The organism is Streptomyces sp. JK94 (genome assembly GCF_053613315.1).
In genome coordinates, this window is the sequence record NZ_JBSICH010000014.1 from 1 (window position 1) to 20,325 (window position 20,325).

13 protein-coding genes are annotated in these 20,325 nt (G+C 73.6%); 4 read left to right on the top strand and 9 right to left on the bottom strand.

Features of this window, described 5'->3' with window-relative positions; genetic code table 11:
- Window positions 1-453 precede the first annotated feature (453 nt).
- Both ACVV2G_RS13170 and ptsP read left to right on the top strand, forming a co-directional pair.
- A complete protein-coding gene (locus ACVV2G_RS13170; protein WP_453842866.1) occupies window positions 454-903 on the top strand; it encodes a PTS sugar transporter subunit IIA in 450 nt (149 codons plus the stop codon).
- Between the two features lie 76 nt (window positions 904-979).
- Complete coding sequence (ptsP, locus tag ACVV2G_RS13175) at window positions 980-2,650, top strand: phosphoenolpyruvate--protein phosphotransferase (RefSeq protein WP_453842867.1); 1,671 nt, start codon at window positions 980-982, stop codon at window positions 2,648-2,650.
- 70 nt (window positions 2,651-2,720) lie between these two features.
- On the opposite strand, the gene ACVV2G_RS13180 is transcribed toward ptsP, so the two are convergent.
- Together ACVV2G_RS13180 and ACVV2G_RS13185 are read right to left on the bottom strand one after the other, a co-directional pair.
- Window positions 2,721-3,611 (bottom strand): hypothetical protein, encoded by an 891-nt coding sequence (locus ACVV2G_RS13180; RefSeq protein ID WP_453842868.1) that lies wholly within the window; start codon window positions 3,609-3,611, stop codon window positions 2,721-2,723.
- Window positions 3,612-3,732: 121 nt separating this feature from the next.
- Window positions 3,733-5,709 (bottom strand): acetoacetate--CoA ligase, encoded by a 1,977-nt coding sequence (locus tag ACVV2G_RS13185; protein WP_453842869.1) that lies wholly within the window; start codon window positions 5,707-5,709, stop codon window positions 3,733-3,735.
- A gap of 214 nt (window positions 5,710-5,923) precedes the next feature.
- On the opposite strand from ACVV2G_RS13185, the gene ACVV2G_RS13190 reads away from it, so the two are divergent.
- On the top strand, window positions 5,924-8,302 hold the full coding sequence (locus ACVV2G_RS13190; RefSeq protein ID WP_453842870.1) for a glycoside hydrolase family 31 protein: 2,379 nt from the start codon (window positions 5,924-5,926) through the stop codon (window positions 8,300-8,302).
- On the opposite strand, the gene ACVV2G_RS13195 is transcribed toward ACVV2G_RS13190, so the two are convergent.
- The 6 genes from ACVV2G_RS13195 to ACVV2G_RS13220 form a co-directional block, all read right to left on the bottom strand.
- On the bottom strand, window positions 8,293-8,829 hold the full coding sequence (locus ACVV2G_RS13195; RefSeq protein ID WP_453842871.1) for an NUDIX domain-containing protein: 537 nt from the start codon (window positions 8,827-8,829) through the stop codon (window positions 8,293-8,295). The genes ACVV2G_RS13190 and ACVV2G_RS13195 overlap by 10 nt on opposite strands.
- Before the next feature lie 46 nt (window positions 8,830-8,875).
- The gene (locus tag ACVV2G_RS13200) at window positions 8,876-9,685 is read right to left on the bottom strand and encodes a M15 family metallopeptidase (protein ID WP_453842872.1); all 810 of its coding nucleotides are present in this window, start codon (window positions 9,683-9,685) and stop codon (window positions 8,876-8,878) included.
- Window positions 9,686-10,049: 364 nt separating this feature from the next.
- Window positions 10,050-10,652, bottom strand: coding sequence for a GTP-binding protein (locus ACVV2G_RS13205; protein WP_453842873.1), 603 nt, complete (start codon window positions 10,650-10,652; stop codon window positions 10,050-10,052).
- Window positions 10,653-10,770: 118 nt separating this feature from the next.
- Window positions 10,771-11,166 carry a DUF742 domain-containing protein gene (locus ACVV2G_RS13210; RefSeq protein WP_453842874.1) on the bottom strand — a complete coding sequence of 132 codons (396 nt, stop codon included), beginning with the start codon at window positions 11,164-11,166 and terminating at the stop codon, window positions 10,771-10,773.
- A 10-nt stretch (window positions 11,167-11,176) separates the two neighbouring features.
- Window positions 11,177-11,611 (bottom strand): roadblock/LC7 domain-containing protein, encoded by a 435-nt coding sequence (locus ACVV2G_RS13215; protein WP_453842875.1) that lies wholly within the window; start codon window positions 11,609-11,611, stop codon window positions 11,177-11,179.
- Window positions 11,608-14,613 (bottom strand): sensor histidine kinase, encoded by a 3,006-nt coding sequence (locus tag ACVV2G_RS13220; RefSeq protein ID WP_453843081.1) that lies wholly within the window; start codon window positions 14,611-14,613, stop codon window positions 11,608-11,610. The genes ACVV2G_RS13215 and ACVV2G_RS13220 overlap by 4 nt, the downstream gene beginning before the upstream one ends.
- Before the next feature lie 420 nt (window positions 14,614-15,033).
- Here ACVV2G_RS13220 and ACVV2G_RS13225 point away from each other — a divergent pair, with 420 nt between their 5' ends.
- Window positions 15,034-15,612 (top strand): hypothetical protein, encoded by a 579-nt coding sequence (locus tag ACVV2G_RS13225; protein WP_453842876.1) that lies wholly within the window; start codon window positions 15,034-15,036, stop codon window positions 15,610-15,612.
- Between the two features lie 28 nt (window positions 15,613-15,640).
- Here the strand turns inward: ACVV2G_RS13225 and ACVV2G_RS13230 are convergent, their stop codons facing one another.
- Window positions 15,641-20,293: a hypothetical protein gene (locus ACVV2G_RS13230; RefSeq protein ID WP_453842877.1), complete on the bottom strand. Its 4,653-nt coding sequence runs from the start codon at window positions 20,291-20,293 to the stop codon at window positions 15,641-15,643.
- Between the last annotated feature and the right edge of the window lie 32 nt (window positions 20,294-20,325).

The following is a 20,325-nucleotide window of genomic DNA, read 5'->3' on the forward strand; positions in this document are numbered from 1 at the left end:
CAGGTCGGGGTATCAACATATCTGGCGTTGACTTTTGGCACGCTGTTGAGTTCTCAAGGAACGGACGCTTCCTTTGTACTCACCCGAGAGACTCTCTCAGGCTTTCCTCCGGGCGCTTCCCTTCGGTGTTTCCAACACTACCAGGCTTTCCCGGTGCTTTTGACCACCGTCCTGCGGGCATGCAGAAGGCGATCCGGCCCGGCGATAGGATCTGATGGGTTGGGTACTGCCGGGGCGAGAACGCCTTACTTCGCATCGCTCAACCTCAAGCAGGAAGAACGACTGTACACGGAGCCGTGGAACGGGTGCAAATCCGTGAGGACTGTGGTCTAGACCTCTAATCGGAACACTCATGCGGAACCGGTACTTCCCATGACATACGCTGCTGCACAGTGCGCCGTCCGGGACAGGCAGTGACGGCCCGTACACATCTCCGCCCCTGGGAGGCTTCCCATGACCACCGTCTCGTCCCCGCTCGTAGGACGTGCCATCGGACTGGCCGCAGTGCCCGATCCCGTCTTCTCCGGGGCCATGGTCGGCCCGGGTACCGCCATCGACCCCGTACGGGAGCCCTCCGAGGCGGTCGCCCCCGTGGACGGGGTCATCGTCTCCCTGCACCCGCACGCCTTCGTCGTCGTCGACGACAACGGGCACGGTGTGCTGACCCACCTCGGCATCGACACCGTGCAGCTCAACGGCGAGGGCTTCGAGCTGCTGGTGAACAAGGGCGACACCGTCGTGCGCGGGCAGGGCGTGGTGCGCTGGGACCCGGCCGCCGTCGAGGCCTCCGGCAAGTCGCCGATCTGTCCGGTCGTCGCCCTGGAGGCGACGGCCGAAGCTCTCGCCGAGCTTCGCGAGGACGGCGAAGTGAAGGCGGGCGAGACCCTCTTCCTCTGGAAGTGACGGCAGGGCCGTCGTGAACGGCCGGCAGGACAACCACCGCGGCGGCGGGACCCGCCGCATTATCGGGACGGGTGAGATGGAGACAACGCTGCGAGGCGTCGGCGTGAGCCACGGGGTGGCGATCGGCGAGGTTCGGCACATGGGCACGGCGGTGCTCGAACCGCCGGCCAAGCAGATTCCGGCCGAGGACGCGGAGCGCGAGCAGGGGCGCGCCCGCAAGGCCGTGGAGGCGGTGGCGGCCGACCTGATGGCGCGCGGCAACCTGGCGGGGGGTGAGGCCCAGGCGGTGCTCGAGGCGCAGGCCATGATGGCCCAGGACCCCGAGCTGATGGCCGACGTGGAACGGCGGGTCGCCGTCGGCAGCACGGCCGAGCGTGCCGTGTACGACGCCTTCGCCGCCTATCGCGCCCTGCTGGCCGGTGCCGGCGAGTACCTGGCCGGCCGTGTGGCCGATCTCGACGACGTGCGGAATCGTATCGTCGCCCGGCTGCTCGGGGTGCCGATGCCCGGCGTACCGGACAGCGACGAGCCGTACGTTCTCATCGCGCGGGACCTGGCACCCGCGGACACGGCGCTGCTGGACCCGACGCTGGTCCTCGGTTTCGTCACCGAGGAGGGCGGACCGACCAGTCACAGCGCCATCCTCGCGCGGGCGCTCGGAGTGCCGGCCGTGGTGGCGCTCCCCGGTGCCGGAGAACTGCCCGAGGGCACGGTCGTCGCCGTGGACGGGAGTACCGGCGAGGTCTTCGTGAGTCCGAGCGAGGAGAAGAAGGGCCGGCTGGCGGCGGAGGCGGCCGAGCGCAAGGCGGCGCTGGCCGCCTCGACGGGGCCGGGCGCGACCTCGGACGGCCACAAGGTGCCGCTGCTCGCGAACATCGGTGGCCCCGCGGACGTGCCGGCGGCGGTCGAGGCCGGAGCCGAAGGCGTCGGTCTCTTCCGTACCGAGTTCCTCTTCCTCGACGACAGCGAGAACGCGCCTTCGGAGGAGACACAGGTCGCCGCGTACCGGCAGGTACTGGAAGCGTTCCCCGAGAGCCGGGTCGTCGTGCGCGTGCTGGACGCCGGGGCGGACAAGCCCCTGGACTTCCTGACCCCGGGCGACGAGCCGAACCCGGCGCTGGGCGTGCGCGGGCTGCGGACGCTGCTCGACCACCCCGACGTGTTGCGGACGCAGCTGACCGCGCTGGCGAAGGCCGCGGAAGGCCTGCCCGTCTACCTAGAGGTCATGGCCCCGATGGTGGCGGACCGCGCCGACGCCAAGGCGTTCGCGGACGCGTGCCGCGAGGCCGGGCTGCGTGCCAAGTTCGGCGCCATGGTGGAGATCCCTTCGGCAGCCCTGCGGGCACGCTCGGTGCTGCAGGAGGTCGAGTTCCTGTCGCTGGGAACGAACGACCTCGCGCAGTACACCTTCGCGGCCGACCGGCAGGTGGGCGCCGTCTCCCGGTTGCAGGACCCGTGGCAGCCGGCGCTGCTCGACCTGGTCGCGCTGTCCGCCGAAGCGGCGAAGGCCGAGGGCAAGAGCTGCGGTGTCTGCGGTGAGGCCGCGTCCGATCCGCTGCTGGCGTGTGTGCTGACCGGTCTGGGGGTCACCTCCCTCTCCATGGGTGCGGCGTCACTGCCGTACGTGCGGGCGACGCTGGCGAAGTTCACGCTGGCGCAGTGCGAGCGTGCCGCGGCGGCCGCGCGGGCGTCGGACAGCGCCGAGGAGGCGCGGAACGCCGCTCAGGCGGTGCTCTCCGGCGAGTAGACGCCGGAGGGGCTGCCGCTGCGACTGGGTGCGGGGCGTTCCACCTTCGGGTGGGGCGCCCCGCAGGCGTTCAGTGGTGGTGCCCCGGTGGCAGGTGGTCGTCTCCGAGGTCCGGCGGTGCGCAGTAGTCGACGTTGGATTCCGGGGAGATGAGGTCGCCCGACTCCGCGTCGGTGCAGTAGGCGTCGAAGACCTCCCCCGCGGTGAGGGGTTCGAGGCCGTACCCCCTCAGGCGCCAGCCGTGGATGCGGTCGGGGCCGTTCGGGGGGCTGGTGCGCATGACCAGTCCGCCGGGGCTGTGCGTGGCGAGGCCGAGGGCGAGGACGCTGGTGAACTCCAGGGCCTCGGCCTCGTCGAGGTGCGGGGTGCCGTCGAGGTCCTCGTCGGCGTGGAGGACGGAGACGACGGTTTCCGGGGAGCCCGAGACGCTGCAGACCAGGTGCCGGTTGCCCGGTGGGGCCGTCTCGAGGATGCGGCCAAGGAGGCGTGAGGCCCGGACGAAGGCGGCCCGGCCGAGGTCTTCGCCGCAGGTGGCACAGCTGCCGAGGCGGGCGAGCAGGGTGGAGGCGTACTCCCAGGTGGCCTGGCGGACGGCTTCGTCCACGAGGGCCGGAAGGAGGTCGGCGAGGGACTGACCCTCGTACGGGACGGTGGGGCCGCCAGCGGCGAGTTCGGCGGTGAAGCGGCTCCGGCTGGTGGGGGCGTCGGGGTCGAGGCCGGCCGCCGCGCAGAAGTCCGCGTACTCCTCCGGGTCGAAGAGGGCGACCGTGGTGTGGGTGCCCTCGGACGCGCGTGCCCTCAGCAGGGCTTCCACCTGCCGCAGGTAGGTGGCGTGGTCGTCGAAGGTGAAGCTGCGGTAGCGCCGCATGGCGCGGAAGTCGTGCTCGTCGGTGAGCAGTCCGATGGTGCCGGCGATCTCCCGCCGCAGGACGCGTCGCGTGGTCCGGTCGGTGTGCGCCATGATTCCCCCTGTGCGCCGTCGATCAATACTCACTCACAGTAATCGGCGGCACTGACAACGGCGCCGGGGCGGGGCGCGGAGCCGGTCGCCGTGGGGGGCGGCCGGCTCCTCGAAGGCCTGGTCAGTGGCGTTTGCGGGCGAGTTCCTCGTAGAAGTGGAGCAGGTCGAGGTTGTCGATCGAGCCGGGATTGACGGCCTTGTCGAGCGGGGTGCCCTGGAGGAGTCGTTTGACGGGGACCTCGATGCGCTTGCCGGTCAGGGTGTGCGGGACTCCGGGGACTTCGATGACCTCGTCGGGTACGTGGCGCGGGGAGAGCTGTTCGCGGATGGTCTGCTTGATGCGCTTCAGCAGGGCGTCGTCGAGGACGGCTCCGTGGACGAGGTGCACGAAGAGGGGCATCCAGTAGCCGCCGTCGGGCTGTTCGACGCCGATGACGAGCGATTCCTTGATCTCGGGCAGGCGCTCCACGGCCTCGTAGATGTCGGCCGAGCCCATGCGGACGCCCTGCCGGTTGAGGGTGGAGTCGGAGCGGCCGTGGATGACGACGGACCCGCGGGAGGTGAGGGTGGTCCAGTCGCCGTGCCGCCAGACGCCGGGGTAGGTGTCGAAGTAGCTGTCGTGGTAGCGGCTGCCGTCGGGGTCGTTCCAGAAGCGGAGCGGCATCGAGGGCATGGGGTTGGTGACCACCAGTTCGCCGACCTCGTCGGTCAGGGGGGCGCCGCCCGGGTCCCAGGACTGCAGGTCGGTGCCCAGGCCGGGGGCCTGGAGCTCGCCGATGTACACGGGGAGGGTGGGGACGGCGCCCGCGAAGCAGGAGCACACGTCGGTGCCGCCGCTGACCGAGGCGATCCAGAGGTCGGCCCCGCTCTGCGCGAACTCCTCGTGCAGCCAGCGGAAGCCGTCGGGCGGCAGCGGCGAGCCGGTGGTGGCGACGCACGTGATCCTGGAGAGGTCGTGGTCGCGGGCGGGGTGCACGCCGGCCTTGCGGCAGGCCATGACGTAGGCGGCGGACGTGCCGAAGAGCGTCGCCCCGGTGCGTTCGGCGATGCGCCACTGGGCGCCCGTGTCGGGGTGGCCGGGGCTGCCGTCGTAGAGGACGACCGTGGTGCCGGTGAGCAGGCCGGAGACGAGGAAGTTCCACATCATCCAGCCGGTCGAGGTGTACCAGAAGAACCGGTCCTCGGGTCCGAGGTCGCTGTGCAGGCCGAGTTGCTTGAGGTGTTCGACCAGGATGCCGCCCTGGGACTGGACGATGGCCTTGGGGAGGCCGGTGGTGCCGGAGGAGTAGAGCACCCACAGAGGGTGGTCGAACGGCACCTGCTCGAAGACGGGGTCCGTGTCCGCGGCCGTCAGGGCCTCCCACTCGAGCGCGCCTTCCGGGGCCCTGCCGCCCAGGAGCGGGATGTGGACCACGGCGCGCAGGGTGGGCAGTTCGCGGCGGAGTTCGGCGACGGTGTCGCGGCGGTCGTGTTCCTTGCCGCCGTAGCGGTAGCCGTCGACGGTGAACAGGACGACGGGTTCGACCTGCTGGAAACGGTCGAGGACGCTTCGGGCGCCGAAGTCGGGTGCGCAGGAGGTCCAGACGCCGCCCACCGCGGCGGTGGCGAGGAGGGCGACGACGGCCTGCGGGATGTTCGGGAGGTAGCCGCTGACGCGGTCGCCCGGGCGTACGCCGAGGGCGCGCAGTTCGGCGGCGAGCGAACCGACCTGGCGGCGCAGCTCGGCCCAGGAGACCGGCCTCGGGTCGTGGGTCTCGTCGACGTACAGGAGTGCCGGCTGGTCCGCGCGGGTGGCCGCCGCGCGCAGGGCGTGTTCGGCGTAGTTGAGCGTGGCGCCGGGGAACCACCGGGCGCCCGGCATGGAGCGGTCGCCCAGCACGCGTGCGTAGGGGGTCGAGAAGCGTACGTCGAACCATTCCGTGACGGCTTTCCAGAAAGTGTCCAGTTCGTCGACGGACCAGCGGTGCAGGGCGGCGTAGCCGCCTTCGGCGGGGGCGCCGTGGTGTTCGGCGGCCCAGCTCTGGAAGCGGGTGATCCGGGCCCGGGCGATGCGCTGCGGATCTGGCTGCCAGAGCGGCTGAGGGTTCACGGTCGTCATGGGGCGGCTCCCGGACTGTGCGCGTCGTGTGCGTCCTCCGCGCACGGGCTGGGGTTGTGCGCGTGACGCGGCTGACACGGACGATGCCATGTGATCGACTTCCGCACCAGGGCGCGCCCCGCATGGCCGGTGTCATGAAGATGTGGTGCGGTCACGGGTGAACGGCAGTTGAACGACACCCGCGCGGACGGCCGTCGATGGCAGGGTGAGCAGCATGGACGGTCGTGACCTGGTGCGTTCGATGAAAGTGGTCGCTTCTGCGGGGGCGGCGCAGGGGTTGCGGACCGTACGGGCGGCGTGGCGCAGGCGTCGAGCCGACGCGGTGGGGCTGCCGCCGCGGGGTGCGGAGCGTGCCCGGGTGCCGGGCTCGATGCGGGAGGTGGAGCCCGGGCCCGGCGGCGGGGTCGTCCGGTTCAGCCGCTCGGAGCTGAGCATCCGCGTCGCCGTGAACGGTTCCGTGTTCTGGGGCTGGGACGGAGCCGGGCCGGAGCCGTCGTACGCGGTGCCGGGCCCCTGTCCGGAGCCGGATCCGCGGGCCGTGCTGGAGCCGGACAAGGACGGCGGGTGGCGGGTGGTGGCCGAGCGGGCGACGGTGATCGTGTCCCGGCTCGGCGCGATCGAGATCCGTACGCCCGGGGGCGTCGTCCTGCGCCGTGAGCTGCCGCCGCGCTGGTGGGAACCGGTCGGCGGTGGTCCGGCCCGTTGGACGCAGCGGTCGGAGGTGGCGGCGGACGCGCGGTTCTTCGGGCTCGGTGCGCGGGCTGCGGGGCCTCGGCTGCGGGACGGCACGTACCGGCTGTGGAACGCCGGTCCCGGCCGGCCTTCCGCGCGCGGTGGGGCCACGTCGTCCCTCACGATGCCGGTGCAGTTGGTGGTGGCCGACGCGGGGACGCATCTGGTGTTCCACGACAGCGCGTGGGACGGCACGGTGAGGGTGCGGGAGGGCCAGGAGGGGGCGGGGTCCGGGCACGACCGGCCCGGGCAGAGTGTGCTGCGTATGGACGGTGGTCCGCTGCGGTGCTGGGTGTCGGTGGGCACCCCCGCGCGCGTGCTGCTGGCCTGGGCGTCGCTGACCGGGGCGCCCGCGCTGCCTCCGGCGTGGGCGCTCGGTCACCATCACGCGCTGTCGGGGTCGGGGGACGAGCAGGAGGTGCGGCGCGCCGTCGCCGGTCACCAGGAGCGTGATCTGCCGCTCGACGCCGTGCACCTGGGTGTCGGCCATCTCGACGCCCATGAGGTGTTCACCATCGACGAGGAGCGGTATCCGAAGCTGCCCGTCCTCGCCGAGGAGCTGCGCCGGGACGGGATCCGTCTGGTGTCGGCCGTCGCCTCGTCGGTCCCGGCCGTGCCCGGCGGTGCCGTGTACGAGAGCGGGACGGGCGAGGACGTTTTCGTGCGGGACGCCTCCGGAGCCGTCGTGCGGAGCGCGGCACCGCACGGTGACGTGGTCTTTCCGGACTTCACTCATCCGCGCACGCGTACGTGGTGGGGCGGGCTCTACGAAGAGCGGCTGGGGCGGGGGTTCGCCGGGTTCTGGCACGACCTGGACGAGCCCACCTCGTTGGCCGCGTTCGGGGAGTCGGCCCTGCCGCGGTCGGCCCGGCACTCGATGGAGGGCCGGGGCGGTGACCACAGGGAGGCCCACAACGTGCACGCGCTGTGCATGGCCCGGGCCGGGTACGAGGGGTTGCGGGCGCTGGCTCCCGGGGAGCGCCCGTTCGTCCTCTCGCGTTCCGGGTGGGCGGGCATGCAGCGGTACGGCGGCGCGTGGTCCGGGGCGGTGGCCACGGGGTGGCCGGGGCTGCGGGCCTCGCTGGCGCTGGTGATGGGGTTCGGGTTGTGCGGGGTGCCGTACTCGGGGACGTATGTGGGCGGGGCCGGCGGGAGCGCGTCGCCGGAGCTGTATCTACGGTGGTTGCAGCTGGCCGCCCACCTGCCGCTGTTCCGCACGTACGGGGGGCCGCGGGCGGCCGGCGGGGCGCCGTGGGAGTTCGGTGACGAGGTGCTGGAGCACGCGCGCGTGGCGTTCGCCGAGCGGCGGCGGCTGCTGCCGTACTTCGTGACGCTGGCGCACCTGGCCCGGCGAACGGGCGCGCCGTACGTGCGTCCGCTGTGGTGGTCGTCGCCGGAGGAGCGGGCGTTGCGGGACTGCGAGGACGCCTTCCTGCTGGGCGACCGCCTGCTGGTGGCTCCGGTGCTGGACCCGGGGGCGGACCGGCGGGCGGTGCGGTTGCCGCGGGGGCGGTGGTACGACGTGGTCACGGAGCGGGCGTACGAGGGGCCCGCGCAGGTTCTCGCCGACGCTCCGCCGGAGCGGATTCCGGTGTTCGCGCGCGCGGGAGCGGTGATTCCGGTGCGGGGCGAGGACGGCCGGCCGGCACTGGAGGCGTGGGCGCCCGCGCGGGGGCGGGTCGGTGGCGGGCTGGTCGTGCCGGACGGGGGCGACGGCTGGGCGGAACCGGAGATCGAGCGGTACGTCTCGCGCTGGGAGGGACGGCGGGTGGTCGTGGAGCGGGAGGACGAGGGCGGGGTGGCCGAGCCGTCCTGCCCGGTGCGTGTCCGCGGGCTCGCCGGGGGCGCGGTTCAGACGTAGCGGCCCTCGAACCAGGCCCGCACGGCGTGGGTGTGGAGCGGGAAGGCGAGTTCCTCCGCTCGGCGCAGCAGGTGCCATCCCTGCGTCTCGTTCGTGGTGGTGGAGGCCGGGAGCCCGGCGGCCGGGCGCTCGGGGAGGAGCCCGAAGAGCAGCAGGTGGCCGTCGGGCGAGCTCATGGCGTCGGCGAGACGCACGTCGCGGCTCGGCACGTCGATGCCCGTCTCCTCCCTCAGCTCTCGGACGACGGCCTGCCGCCACTCCTCCCGGTCGTCGAGGTAGCCACCGGGCAGTGCGACGCCCCCGCGTGCGGGGGTGACGGTTCGGGTGATGACGACCAGGGCGGTGCCCTGGGTGTCGTACACGGGCTGGAGGGCGACCGCGACCGGCAGGGGGTTGCGGTAGGCCCGGGTGCCGCACGCCGGGCAGGTGCGGGGCCAGCCGGAGACGCCGTCCCCGTAGCGCGTTCCGCAGCTCGAACAGTGCGAGCCGGGTGCGGGGCCGGGAACGGGGGCTTGGGTGGTGGGCACGCCGCGGACTGTAGCCGATCGGGGTGGGGGCGTCCTCGCGGACGGCTCAGGGGCGGCCGGTGAGCGACCCGGCGGAGACCGGGAAGTCGAAGTAGGTGTCCGGATGGGGCTCGGGCTTGTACGTGAAGTGCCACCACTCCTCGGGGAGGTTCACCAGGCCGACGTGTTCCAGGGTGTTCTTCAGCAGCAGCCGGTTGGCGCGCTGGGCGCCCTGGACGCGGGGGTCGAGGGTGTGGGAGCGGGTGTCGAAGCAGTCGTAGCCGGTGCCCATGTCGACGGAGTTGTCGGGGAAGCGCTCGTCCCGGGGTGCGTAGCAGGGCACCAGGGGCTGCCCGGGGTGGTACGGCCGGGTCGGCCTCGCCGGGAGCTCGACGATCGTGAGGTCCACCGTGGAGCCGCGGCTGTGGCCGGACCTCTCTGCGATGTATCCGTCCGCGAACAGGCGGCTCTTGTCGACGTCCGGATAGAACTCGGCCTTCATGCCCTGGTCGTCGAGGTCCTCGGCCCAGCGGACGAAGTGGTCGACGGCCCGCTGCGGCCGGTAGCAGTCGTACACCTTGAGGGAGTAGCCCTGGCGCAGCAGATGGGTCTGGGCCCGGTGGAGCGCCTCGGCCGCGGGGCGGGTGAGGATGCACAGGGGCTGCCGGTAGCCGTCGACGCGCGCGCCGACGAAGTTGTGCGGGGTGACGTAGCGCATCTCCTGGACGATCGTCGGGTCGACGCTTCCCAGGGCCACGAAGTCCTTCGGTGCCCTGGGCCCGGACTGCGCGTGGGCGTCGGCGGGTGCGGCCGTGACGACGAGCAGGGCGGCGAGGGCGGTGGCCGGACCGCGGAGCACGGCGGAGAGTCGTGTCATGTCTCCTGCATCTATCAGGTTCGGCCCCCACGGGGAAAGGGGCTCGACCCGCTGGCCGCCGCCGTGCTGGACGTGCCGTGGTCGGCCGGCGGACGGCCCGTGACGCTGTCCTTGGCGACGGTCCTGTGCGCACCGGGCAGCATGCCGGAGCACCGGCGGGCGGCAGCCTGTCCGGCCCCGCTGAAGGGGGCCGCGAAGGCGCTGCGCGGGGCGAGTCGGGTGGTGGGCCGGGCGGGGGTGTCCTGGCACGGGATCCGGCGCGGCTAGGGCCGGGCCACGGCGCCCGCCGGATGAGCGGGAGCCGGGGGCTCCGCGGGCGCCCGCGGGGACGGCGCGTGGGTGACGTACCGCTGCCCCGAGCCGGTCAGGTCGCGACGGCGCGGCGGTCCGCGGTCTGGGTCATGGCGTGCTGGACGACGCCGACGAGGACCTCCTTGACGGACTCCCGGTCACGGGCGTCGCACATCACCAGCGGCACGTCGGTGTCGAGGTCGAGGGCCTGGCGGACGGTCTCGGCCGGGTACCGGGCCGATGCCTCGAAGCAGTTGACGCCGACCAGGAACGGGATGGAGCGCCGTTCGAAGTAGTCGACGGCCGCGAAGCAGTCCTCCAGGCGGCGGGTGTCGGCCAGGACGACGGCGCCGAGCGCGCCCTCGGAGAGCTCGTCCCACATGAACCAGAACCGCTCCTGGCCGGGCGTCCCGAAGAGGTACAGCACCAGGTCCTCGCGCAGTGTGATCCGTCCGAAGTCCATGGCCACCGTGGTGGTGTGCTTGCCCTCCACTCCGCTGACGTCGTCGACGGGCCGTCCGGCCTCGGTGAGGAGTTCCTCGGTGCGCAGCGGCCTGATCTCGCTGACCGCGCCGACGAGGGTGGTCTTGCCGACGCCGAAGCCGCCGGCGACCAGGATCTTGAGCGTGACGGGCTCGACCGGCGGCTTGCCGCGCTGGGAACGCCCGAAGATCATCGACTTCTTCTCCTTAACGTGCCACGTGCCGTGCCGCTTCTCGTGCCGCTTGCCGTGGCGCTCTTCGTTCCGTTTGTCCTGGGGCGCGCCGGGGCGCTCGTCGTGACCGGCGGCCGGTTCACAGTGCCCTCAGCCCGCTGATCACGTCGCGCAGGATGTTCTCGTCCGGCAGTTCGGCCGGGGGCACGGGCCGGTTCACGTGGACGAGTTCGATGTCCACGAGGTCGCCGACCAGGACCCGTACGACGCCGATGGGCAGGTCCAGCTCGGCGGCGAGTTCGGCGACCGACTGCGGGGCGTTCCGGCACAGTTCGACGATGTCCACGTGCTCCGGGGCGAGCGTGACGTCCGCCTCCGGGTCGTCCGCGTGGGGTTCCGTGACGACCACCGCGATCAGGTCGAGGCGGTGCTGGGCCGCGCTGGAGGTGCGGCCCCGCGTCATGGCGTACGGACGGACGACGGGGCCGGCCTCGTCGTCGAACCAGTGGCTTCTTCCCTGACCGTCTGCGCTCATGTCATCCCACTTACCCGCCCGAGGGCAGATCGGTGCGCGGAGCGGTGCCCAGGTGCACGCCGACCCGCTTGACGAGGAGGGTCATCTCGTAGGCGACCTGGCCGACGTCGGAGTCGGCGTCCGACAGGACGGCGAGGCAGCTGCCGTCGCCGGCGGCGGTGACGAACAGGAAGGCGTCGTCGAGTTCGACGACCGTCTGCCGGACGCTGCCCGCCTCGAAGTGGCGGCCCACGCCCTTGGCGAGGCTGTGGAAGCCGGACGCCACGGCGGCCAGGTGCTCGCTGTCCTCCCTGGTCAGGGCCTTGGACGCCCCGGTCGCCAGGCCGTCACCGGACAGCACGACGGCTTTGCGTATGCTCGCGACACGGTCCACCAGGTCGTCGAGGAGCCAGTTGAGCTCCCCGGACCCGGTCGCGCTGTGGTCGGTCGCCTTCGGTGCGGTCATCGACCGTCCCTCTCATTCGTTCCTCGTGGTGCGTGTGGTGCTGTGCCGCCCGGGACGTCGTCACCGGCGGCGTTCTCCTCGCGGCCGCGCCGCCAGCCGCGCTGGAGCGATGCCATGCGGCTGCGTACTTCCTCGGCGTCCCGGTCGGCGGGACCGGGCCGGTCCTCGGCGGGACGCTCGGCGCTCTGCCTGAGCTGAGGTGCCAGGTTGGCCTGCCTCACGCGCCGGGGCAGCGCGCCCGAGCCGGGGTCGGGGGCCCCGGGGGTGCCCGGGACGCCGGGCGCGGGGTCGGCGCGCCGCGTTCGTCCCGGCCCGGGGTCCGACGGCGATCCCGCGCGCGTGGAGGACGTGCCGCGGCGCCGGGCCGGGAGGGAGGGCGGCCCGCCGGGTTCCGTACGCGCGGCGTCACGGCCGTCGGGGCGGTCCGCCGCACGACGCTGGGCGCGGTCCGCCTCGCGGACGTCGGGGCGGCCGTCGGCCCGGTCGGTGTCACGGCCGCTGGAACGGTCGTCGGGGCCGTCGGTGTGTCCTTCGGTGGGTGCTTCGGTGCGGTCCTCCTGACGACGGCGCACCGGCAGTGCGGGCGGCTCCGGGCGTGCCCGCGGTGACGTCGGGTCTGTCGTCCGGTCGGCGTCTGCCGGGGGCCCCTCGTCCGCGCCGTCCCGGCCGGCCCGCTCGGGGACCGGGCGGCCGTGCGAACTGACCAGCTTGGGAGTCCGGCGGCGGGGCAGCGCGACCGGCGGGCCGGCCCGGCCCTGGTCCGGAGGCGGTGCACTGTCGCGGCCGGGGTCGCGACGTCGCCGTTCGGTTCGACGGACCGCCTGGTCGTCGTCCGCCGCGGCGAGGGAGCGCCGGGGGCCGAACAGGCCGTCCCCTTCGCTGTCCCGATCGCCGAGCGCGCCCGGCAGATCGTCGAGGGCGTCCAGGTCGACGGGTCCCTCCAGACCGACCGGCGCTTCCAGTTCCACCGGTCCGTCCAGCAGCGGGGCCGGCCGGCCGGGCAGCCGCGCGGGCACGTGGGAGAGAGCGGCGCGGCGGCCGTCCTCCCGCTCCTTCCCCTTGACGTGCTGGGGCCGGTCGAGGCGGAAGCCGACGCCGTTGGTGTCCGGGGCGTCGTCCGTGAGCAGCGCGTCGGGCACGAAGACGACCGCGGTGGTGCCGCCGTACGGGGACGGCTGCAGGGAGACCCGGACGTTCTGCCGCTGGGCGAGCCGGCTGACGACGAAGAGTCCGAGCCGGTCGGTGTCGGACAGCTCGAACTGCGGGGTTTCGGCCAGCCGCAGGTTGGCGTCCAGGAGCGCCTCGGCGGCCATCCCGAGGCCGCGGTCGTGGATCTCCAGGGTGAAGCCGTTGGCGACCCGGCCCCCCAGGACCTGCACGGCGGTGTGCGGCGGTGAGAACACCGTGGCGTTCTCCAGTAGTTCCGCCACGAGGTGGGTGAGGTCGGCGACGGCCGGTCCGGTGACGGCGATGCGGGGCAGCCGGCGGACCTCTATGCGCTCGTAGTCCTCGACCTCGGCGACGGCCGCGCGCACCACGTCCATGAGCTGCACGGGTTTGCGCCACTGCCTGGACGGGGCGGCCCCGGAGAGGATGACCAGGCCCTCGGCGTGTCGTCGCATGCGGGTGGTCAGGTGGTCGAGGCGGAACAGGTCGGCGAGTTCCTCGGTGTCGTCGGTGCGGCGCTCCATGGTGTCCAGCAGGGTGAGCTGCTTGTGCAGCAGCACCTGGCTGCGTCGTGCGAGGTTGACGAACACCTCGGAGACGCCGGCCTGGAGTTCGGCCTGCCTGACGGCGGCTTCCACGGCGGCGCGCTGAAGGGTGTTGAGTGCCTGGCCGACCTCGCCGATCTCGTTCCTGTCGTACTCCAGACGCGGCACCTCGGTCTCCACGTCCACCTGTTCGCCGGCCGCGAGGCGGCGCATCACGCTGGGCAGCCGTACGCCGGACGCCTCGTGGGCCTCCAGGCGCAACTGCCCGAGGTCGCGGATGAGGGAGCGTCCGACGCGCACGGACAGGAAGAGGGAGAGGAGCAGGGCGATGAGGCCGAGAGCGCCGGCGACGACCACCTTGGCGATGACGTTCATCGCTACCGGGTTGACGCGGTCCTGGTAGCGGTCGGCGGCGTTGTCGTCGAGAGCGCCGAGCTCGTCGAGCACGCTGCCTGCGGCGGTGTCCCAGCTCTTGGCGGTGACGCCGCGGGGAGTGCCGTCCTCGGCGGAGACGGCCGCCTCCTCTGCGCCCCTCAGGGGGGCGGAGGAGGCGTTCTTCCAGAAGCTCTGGTAGCGCCCGCGGTCGGCGGCCGGCAGCAGGGGGAGAGTGATGTCGTACATCACGGTGCGCTGGGCCACGAGGTCGGAGACGTCCCGCACTTCGCTTCGGGTCAGCCGGCCGGTGACCAGGGCGGAGCCGAGGAGGGCGTCCTCGCGGGAGAGCAGTTCGCGAGCGCGGGAGACGTTGACGAGTGCGCGGTACTGCTTGTCCAGGCCCACGTCGTCGATGACGTGGAGGTTGGCGAGCAGCTCGTGGCAGGGGTCGACCAGGCGGTTGTAGAGGCCGAGCGCCTGCGCGCGGTCGACGGTGCCGTCCTCGACGCTGCGGCGCAGCGAACCGATGCCGTCGAAGGCGTCGAGGACGGTGGTGAGACGCTCCTCCTCGTTCCGGCCCAGCGCTTCCCGTACGTCGGCGTCGGCGGCGTTGCGTCGGATCTCGGCGATGGCCCCGTCGGTGGCGGTGCGGCTGCGCTCCAGGGCGGCGAGCCCGTCGGAGGCGCGCGGGTCGGCGAGGTGGACGAGGGTCTGGCGGCGTTCCTGCTGGAGCACGCGGACGGCGTCCTCGACCGGGTAGCCGATCTCTTCGACGACGGTCGAGACGCTGAACAGCCGACTCGCCTCGCGTCCCGTGAGCACCGTGGCGAAGGCCCAGATCGCGGTCAGGGACACCAGTGGCACGAGAAGCAGCGCCACGATCTTCCGGCGGATCGACTTCCCGCGAAAGCGCATGGCCTCCCCCAGCTCGCCCCCCATCGGCAGAGGGTGCACACGTACGTCAACAAACGGCGCGAGCCTACTACTGACGCGGAGGCGACTCGAAGACCCGTCCGGAGCCCGAACCCCTGCGGCAGCGGCGGATGATGGTCAGTTGTCCGGTCATTGCGGGAGATTGCCTCCCCGATCCGGCGGCGGGTGCGCGGGAGGCGCCTTCCGGTGGCGCGGGGAACTGGCCGAAAGTATTCGACTGCGCGGGATGTCCGGGAATCTTCGGCGGTCGTCGTTCGTCCTTCACTGCGGGAAGGGGAGGCGGAATCGGCCACAGGAGCCGCATCCCTCCCCCGGACGGCGTAAAGCAGCGCAAGCCGGGCAGCCAGAGGGAAGCCGTGTCGTCGGACACGGGCGAGCTGTCTGCTGGCGGTGGGGAGTGACATGTTGATGAGCACGGCGGAGCGGCGCAAGGCGCCCGAGGACGGCGGTGCGCCCGGGTCGGCGGCGCGTTCGGCTCCCGAGGTGGCGGATCACGACACCCCGGCGGCCGGGCGGGACACGCCGGCACCGGCTCGGCCGGAGCAGCCGGAGCGGCGGGCGGCACGGGAGCCGCGGGAGGCGGAGCCGGCCTACCGGCCGTTGTGGACGGAGGAGCCCGCGCAGCGGCGCCGACTGCCGGACCCGGTCCGTACGGCGGCCGTCCGCGCGGTGCTCGTCGTCGCCGTGACGCTGATACTCGCGATGGTGGCCTTCCTCTGCACGCTGGCGGGGTCGTGGCTGGCGTTCCCGATGGTGATCGGCAGCGTGGCGGGCACGGTGGTGGCCACATGGGGTGTGCTGGACGTCTGGGTGACGCGTCAGGTCTGGAATCAGCGGCACGGCGTGGTGTCGACGCCGAGCAGCACCGCGCGGGCCATGCGCCGGGAGCGTCGCCGGGCCAGGCGGCAGGCCCGGTCCGCGGAGCGTGCCCAGGGGCGGATACGCCGGCGCGGCGGCGCGGGGCAGTTGTCGCACTCCTGAGTCGCCGGAGGCCGGCCGGGCCGCGTCCTCACCGGGCGGGCCGGGCGGGCCTCTTGTACATCCGCGTCGCCGTGATCTCGCTGTGCACCGTCTCGCCCTCGCCCGTCGGTGTCGGCTGGGGCAGGCCCGGCCGCAGGTGTTCCTCCACGCTGATGTACTTCAGGCCGGCCCTGAGGTCGGCGTCGTTGCGCAGCCGGATGACCAGTGGGAACTCGGCGAGCGCCGTCGTGTCGAACAGGCCGGTGGTGTACAGGAGCTGTACGCCGAGGGCGTCGGACACGGCCCGCTGGAGCTCCAGCAGGTAGGTGGCGTTGGCGCGGCCGATGGGGTTGTCGAGGAACAGGGTGCCGGCGTGGCGGTGCCGGTCGCGGCCCCGGTCGTTGCTGCGCAGTGCTGCCATCGTGCAGTACAGGGCGATGGCAGCGGTGAGGAGCTGGCCGCCGGAGAAGACGTCGCCCATCTGACCGACGGGCACGCGCTCGGCGCGCAGTACGGCGTCGGGCTTGAGGATCTCGACGGCGACGCCCCTGGGCCGGAGTGCGGCGGCGACGCCGCGCAGCAGCAGGGACATGCCGTCACGGCGCAGGTCGGAGTTCTTCTTCACGGCGGCGCGGGTGGCCTCGTCGACGACCTCGCCGAGCCGCTCGGTGAGGATGGCCTGGTCGGGTTCCTCGAAGCGGATGCGCAGGAACTCCTGCCCGGACCACTCGCCGAGGCCCTCGGGCAGCCGGGAGAGCCGCTGGGCGGAGCGGAGGGTGGCGAGTGCGGACTCGACCAGGCCGCGCAGCCGGTCCACGATCGAGTCGCGGTTGCGCTCCAGCTGCGCCAGCTCGTCGGTCAGCACCCGGAGCCGGGGCGCGAAGGCGTCCGCCCACTTGGCGGCGTGCTCGGGCAGCGCGGAGGCGGGCAGTTCCCGGATCTGCTGGCGGGCGGGGGTGCGGACCTGCTCGTAGCGGGTGGAGTTGGCGTGCCGGACGAGGATGTCGCTCGCCTCGCGTACGGCGGTCTCGGCGGCGGACAGGTCGGCGGCGCAGCCGCGCAGCGAGCGGCGGGCCTCGGTGGCGGACTGCCGGGCCCCCTCCAGACCGCCCGGGAAGGGCTCGGCCTCCTCCCGTTCCTCCTCGGGCGCGTGCTCGCGCAGCAGGTCGCGGAGCATGGCGGCGATCTCGTCGAAGCCGCCGGCCGCGTCCTCGGCGGCGCGGTGCGCGTCGAGGAGTTCGGAGTGGGCCTCGCGGGCCGCGGTCAGTGCCTCGGTGCTGGAGGCCAGTTCGGCGTTCGCCGTGCGCAGCAGGGTCTGGGCGTGCTCGGCGTCGCGCGGGAGGAGTTCCTCGGGGAGTCCGGTGTGGGCGTCGCCGTCCTCGGGCGCGTGCCGTTCGGCCTCGCCGCGCAGCCGGCCGAGCTGCTCGCTGGCGCTCGACATCCGGGTCTCCAGGAGCTGGACCAGCTCCTCCGCGCGGGCGGCGGCGGCCTGCCGGGACGGTCCGTCGGAGCCGTCGGGCGACTCCAGCAGCTGCCCGGCCCGTGTGCGGACCTTGTTGCTGAGCCGGTCCAGCTCCGCGCGTGCCGCGCTCTCGTCGCTCTCCGCACGGGCCTGCTCGGCGCGCAGGTCGGCGCCGACGCCGACCTGCGCGTACAGCTGGGACGCGGCGCGGTAGGCCTCGCGGAGGGCCGGCAGGGAGGCCTTCGGCGCGTCCGTGCCGTTGTCGGCATCCGCCGCCACGTCGTCGGGGGCGCCGGCGATCTCGGAGCGTTCGGCGCGCAGCGCGCGGGCGGTGCGCCGCGCGTCGTCGGCGGCACGCTGGGCGGCCCGGCGGTCCTCGTCGGCGGCGCGGGCCCGTTCCACACAGGCCTGGGCTCGGGCCTCGGCCTCGGCGCCCTCGTCGGCCAGTTCACGGAGCCGGGCCTGCCAGCCGGCGCGCTCGCGCAGCCGGAAGGCCAGTCCGGCCAGGGCGTCGGCGGCACGGCGGGCCTTCTGCGCGGCCTCCTGCCGCTCGTCCCGCATCCTGACCGCCTCGGCGGCGCTCTCGTCGGCCTCGGCCCGTACCGTGCGCGCCTCGGTCAGTTCGGTCTCGGTCTCCTCGGCGAAGGCGCGCGCCTCCTCGGCGGTCCGGGCCAGCTCGGCGAGGCGTCCGGCGGGGCAGCCGGCGCGCCAGGAGCCGAGCCGGGCCGCCAGCTCGCGGTCCTTGGCGAGCCGGGCGGCCAGGGCGCGGATCTCCTCGTCCCGCTCCGTCGCCCGTGCGCGCAGCGTCTGCCGCTCCTCGTCGGCGGCGTGCTCGTCGTGCATGGCGGGGTTGGGCGGGACGAGGAAGACGTCCCCGCTGCCGGAGTCCGGCCCCGGGGTGGGTGCGAGCAGGGCGGCAGCCGTGCCGACGGCGACGGCCGAGCGCGGCAGCAGCGCCGCGTCGCCGAGGACGTCGCGGGCACGGGTGTGCGAGTCGGGGTCGGTGATGATCACGCCGTCGACCAGTTCCGGCCGGGCGGCGAGCACGCGCACGTGGTCGGCGGGGTCGACGGCCTGGGCGAGGTAGCGCCAGCCGGGCAGGGCGGGGATGCCGTGCTCGCCGAGGAACTCGACGGTGGCCAGCACGTCCGGGCCGGGCGGCAGCAGTCCGCCGTCACCGAGTGCGCCGAGGATGCGGGAGTCGTCGGCGGCGGCGGTGCGCAGCTCGAACAGGTGGCGTTCGGCGGAGGAGACGGTGTCGTCGAGCAGTTCGCGCAGTTCGTCGGCGAAGCGGTCGAGTTCCTCGGGGGTGAGCGCCCCCTGTTCCGTGGTCCCGGGCGCGGCGGCCTGGTCACGGTCGGCCTGGCGGGGCTGCGGGATGCCGGGGCGGGTCCCGGCGGCCAGGCCGAGCAGTTCGGCGAGCCGTTCATCGGCCGCCAGCGCCCCGACCGTGCGGCGCTCGGCCTCGTGGGCGCGCTCGGCCGCGGTGGCCGCGTCCGCCGCGCGGGCCGCCGTCAGTTCGGCGCGGCTCTCCGCGGCGGCCGCCTCCCGGGCGTGCTCCGTGGCCCGGCGTGCCGCCTCGCGGGCGGTGTCCCAGGCCGCGACGGTCGTCTTCTCGGCGTCGCTGGCGGCGAGGGCGGCGCGGGCGGGGTCCGCGTCGGGTGCGCTGTCGTCGAGCCAGCCCGCGCGGACCGCCTCGGCGGTCTCCTGCTCGACCTCGGTGAGGCGCTGACGCAGATGGCCGGCCTCGCTGCGGGCGCGCTGCGCCTCGGTGGCGGCGGCGGTGGAGTCCCGGTGGGCGGTGTCGCTGACGCCCTGGAGGGCGGCGGACCGCTCCTCCTCCTCGTTGGCGTGGTCCTCGGCCTTTCCGGCCGCGGCGTGCAGGGCTCGGACCAGGTCGACGGCTGCCCTGGCGCGGGCGGCGAGCGCGGGGGCCGCGTCCCGCTCGGCCTCCTGGATGGCGGCGGACACGCGGGCGACGCGGTCGGCGGCGGCCCGGTGGCGCAGGACGGCTTCGGCGGCCTGCCAGGCGGAGTGCAGGGTGCGCGCGTCGGCGAGTTCCCGCTTCTGCGCGGCGGCCGACTTCTCGGCCGCGCTCAGCGCCAGCGAGGCGTGCCGGTAGGCGAGTTCGGCGGTGATGAGGGCGCTGCGGTCGCGGGCCGACTCGGCGTGGGTGACGGCGTAGGCTGCGGCGGTGACCCGCTGGGCGAGATCCCCGGCCCGGACCCGCTCCCGGGCTCCGCGGGCGGAGAGGCGACGCGCCAGGGTCCTGGTCCGGCGTTCGGCGGCGGTGTGCACGTCCCGCGCGCGGGCGCGGGCTTCGGTGGCCTCGACGATCCGGCCCAGGAGGTCGACGGACCCGGCGGTGAAGTCGCGTTCGGCGATCAGCTCGGCCCGCCGGCCCAGCTTGTTGCCGAATCCGCTGACCAGATCGGCGAGTCCGTCGGTGTCGCGGGTGTCGGTGACGGCGCGCAGCAGCAGGTCCGTGAAGTCGGAGTCCTTCTTGACGGCGAAGAGGCCGGCGGCCTCCCCCTCGTCGGCGTTCATCTCGCGCTGGTAGCGGAAGAGTTCGGGGTCGAGGCCGAGGTCGCCGAGGTGCTCGATCCAGCGGTCGTGGATCTCCTCCCAGTGCACTTCCAGGTGCGGATACGCCTTCCCGGCCTCGGTGATCGCGTCCCGGAAACCCTTCATGGTGCGTCGCCGGCCCTGGGCGCCGGAGACGCCCTCGACGGGCGGGCGTACGGCGGTGGCCTCGGCGACGGGCAGGTTGTCCAGGGTCAGTCCGGGGCCGGGCCGGAACGAGTACCAGGCCTCGGCGAACTTCCGCGGGTCGTTGGAGACCTGGCGCCCCCGCCACTCGCTGGCCTTGCCCACGACGACGCACTCACCGGTCTGCACATGCTGCCACTCCAGTGCCACGTGTCCGCAGTCGTCCGCGAGCAGGAACTTGCGCAGTACGCCGGAGCTGGCGCCGCCCAGCGTGTTGCGGTGGCCCGGCAGCATGACGGAGAAGATCAGCTTGAGCAGGACGGACTTGCCGCCGCCGTTCTCCAGGAACAGCACGCCGGCGGGTGCGGGCCGGCGCGGCGGGCCGTCGGGCTCCTCCTCGAAGAACTCCGCCTGCGTGGGCGCGGGGTCGGGCACGGGCAGGCCCACACCGCGCAGGTCAAGCACGGTGTCGGCGTAGCGCGCACCGGCGGGTCCGATGGAGTAGAGGCGGACCCGGGACAGCTCGTACATGGCGGACTCTCGTAAGTCTTCGGGAAGTCGGG

Coding starts and splice junctions, on each gene's coding strand:
- ACVV2G_RS13205 (WP_453842873.1), bottom strand. CDS start 10,652: ATGATCTTCGGGCGTTCCCAGCGCGGCAAGCCGCCGGTCGAGCCCGTC.
- ACVV2G_RS13230 (WP_453842877.1), bottom strand. CDS start 20,293: ATGTACGAGCTGTCCCGGGTCCGCCTCTACTCCATCGGACCCGCCGGT.
- ACVV2G_RS13200 (WP_453842872.1), bottom strand. CDS start 9,685: ATGACACGACTCTCCGCCGTGCTCCGCGGTCCGGCCACCGCCCTCGCC.
- ACVV2G_RS13180 (WP_453842868.1), bottom strand. CDS start 3,611: ATGGCGCACACCGACCGGACCACGCGACGCGTCCTGCGGCGGGAGATC.
- ACVV2G_RS13190 (WP_453842870.1), top strand. CDS start 5,924: ATGGACGGTCGTGACCTGGTGCGTTCGATGAAAGTGGTCGCTTCTGCG.
- ACVV2G_RS13170 (WP_453842866.1), top strand. CDS start 454: ATGACCACCGTCTCGTCCCCGCTCGTAGGACGTGCCATCGGACTGGCC.
- ACVV2G_RS13210 (WP_453842874.1), bottom strand. CDS start 11,166: ATGAGCGCAGACGGTCAGGGAAGAAGCCACTGGTTCGACGACGAGGCC.
- ACVV2G_RS13220 (WP_453843081.1), bottom strand. CDS start 14,613: ATGCGCTTTCGCGGGAAGTCGATCCGCCGGAAGATCGTGGCGCTGCTT.
- ACVV2G_RS13225 (WP_453842876.1), top strand. CDS start 15,034: ATGTTGATGAGCACGGCGGAGCGGCGCAAGGCGCCCGAGGACGGCGGT.
- ptsP (WP_453842867.1), top strand. CDS start 980: ATGGAGACAACGCTGCGAGGCGTCGGCGTGAGCCACGGGGTGGCGATC.
- ACVV2G_RS13185 (WP_453842869.1), bottom strand. CDS start 5,709: ATGACGACCGTGAACCCTCAGCCGCTCTGGCAGCCAGATCCGCAGCGC.
- ACVV2G_RS13215 (WP_453842875.1), bottom strand. CDS start 11,611: ATGACCGCACCGAAGGCGACCGACCACAGCGCGACCGGGTCCGGGGAG.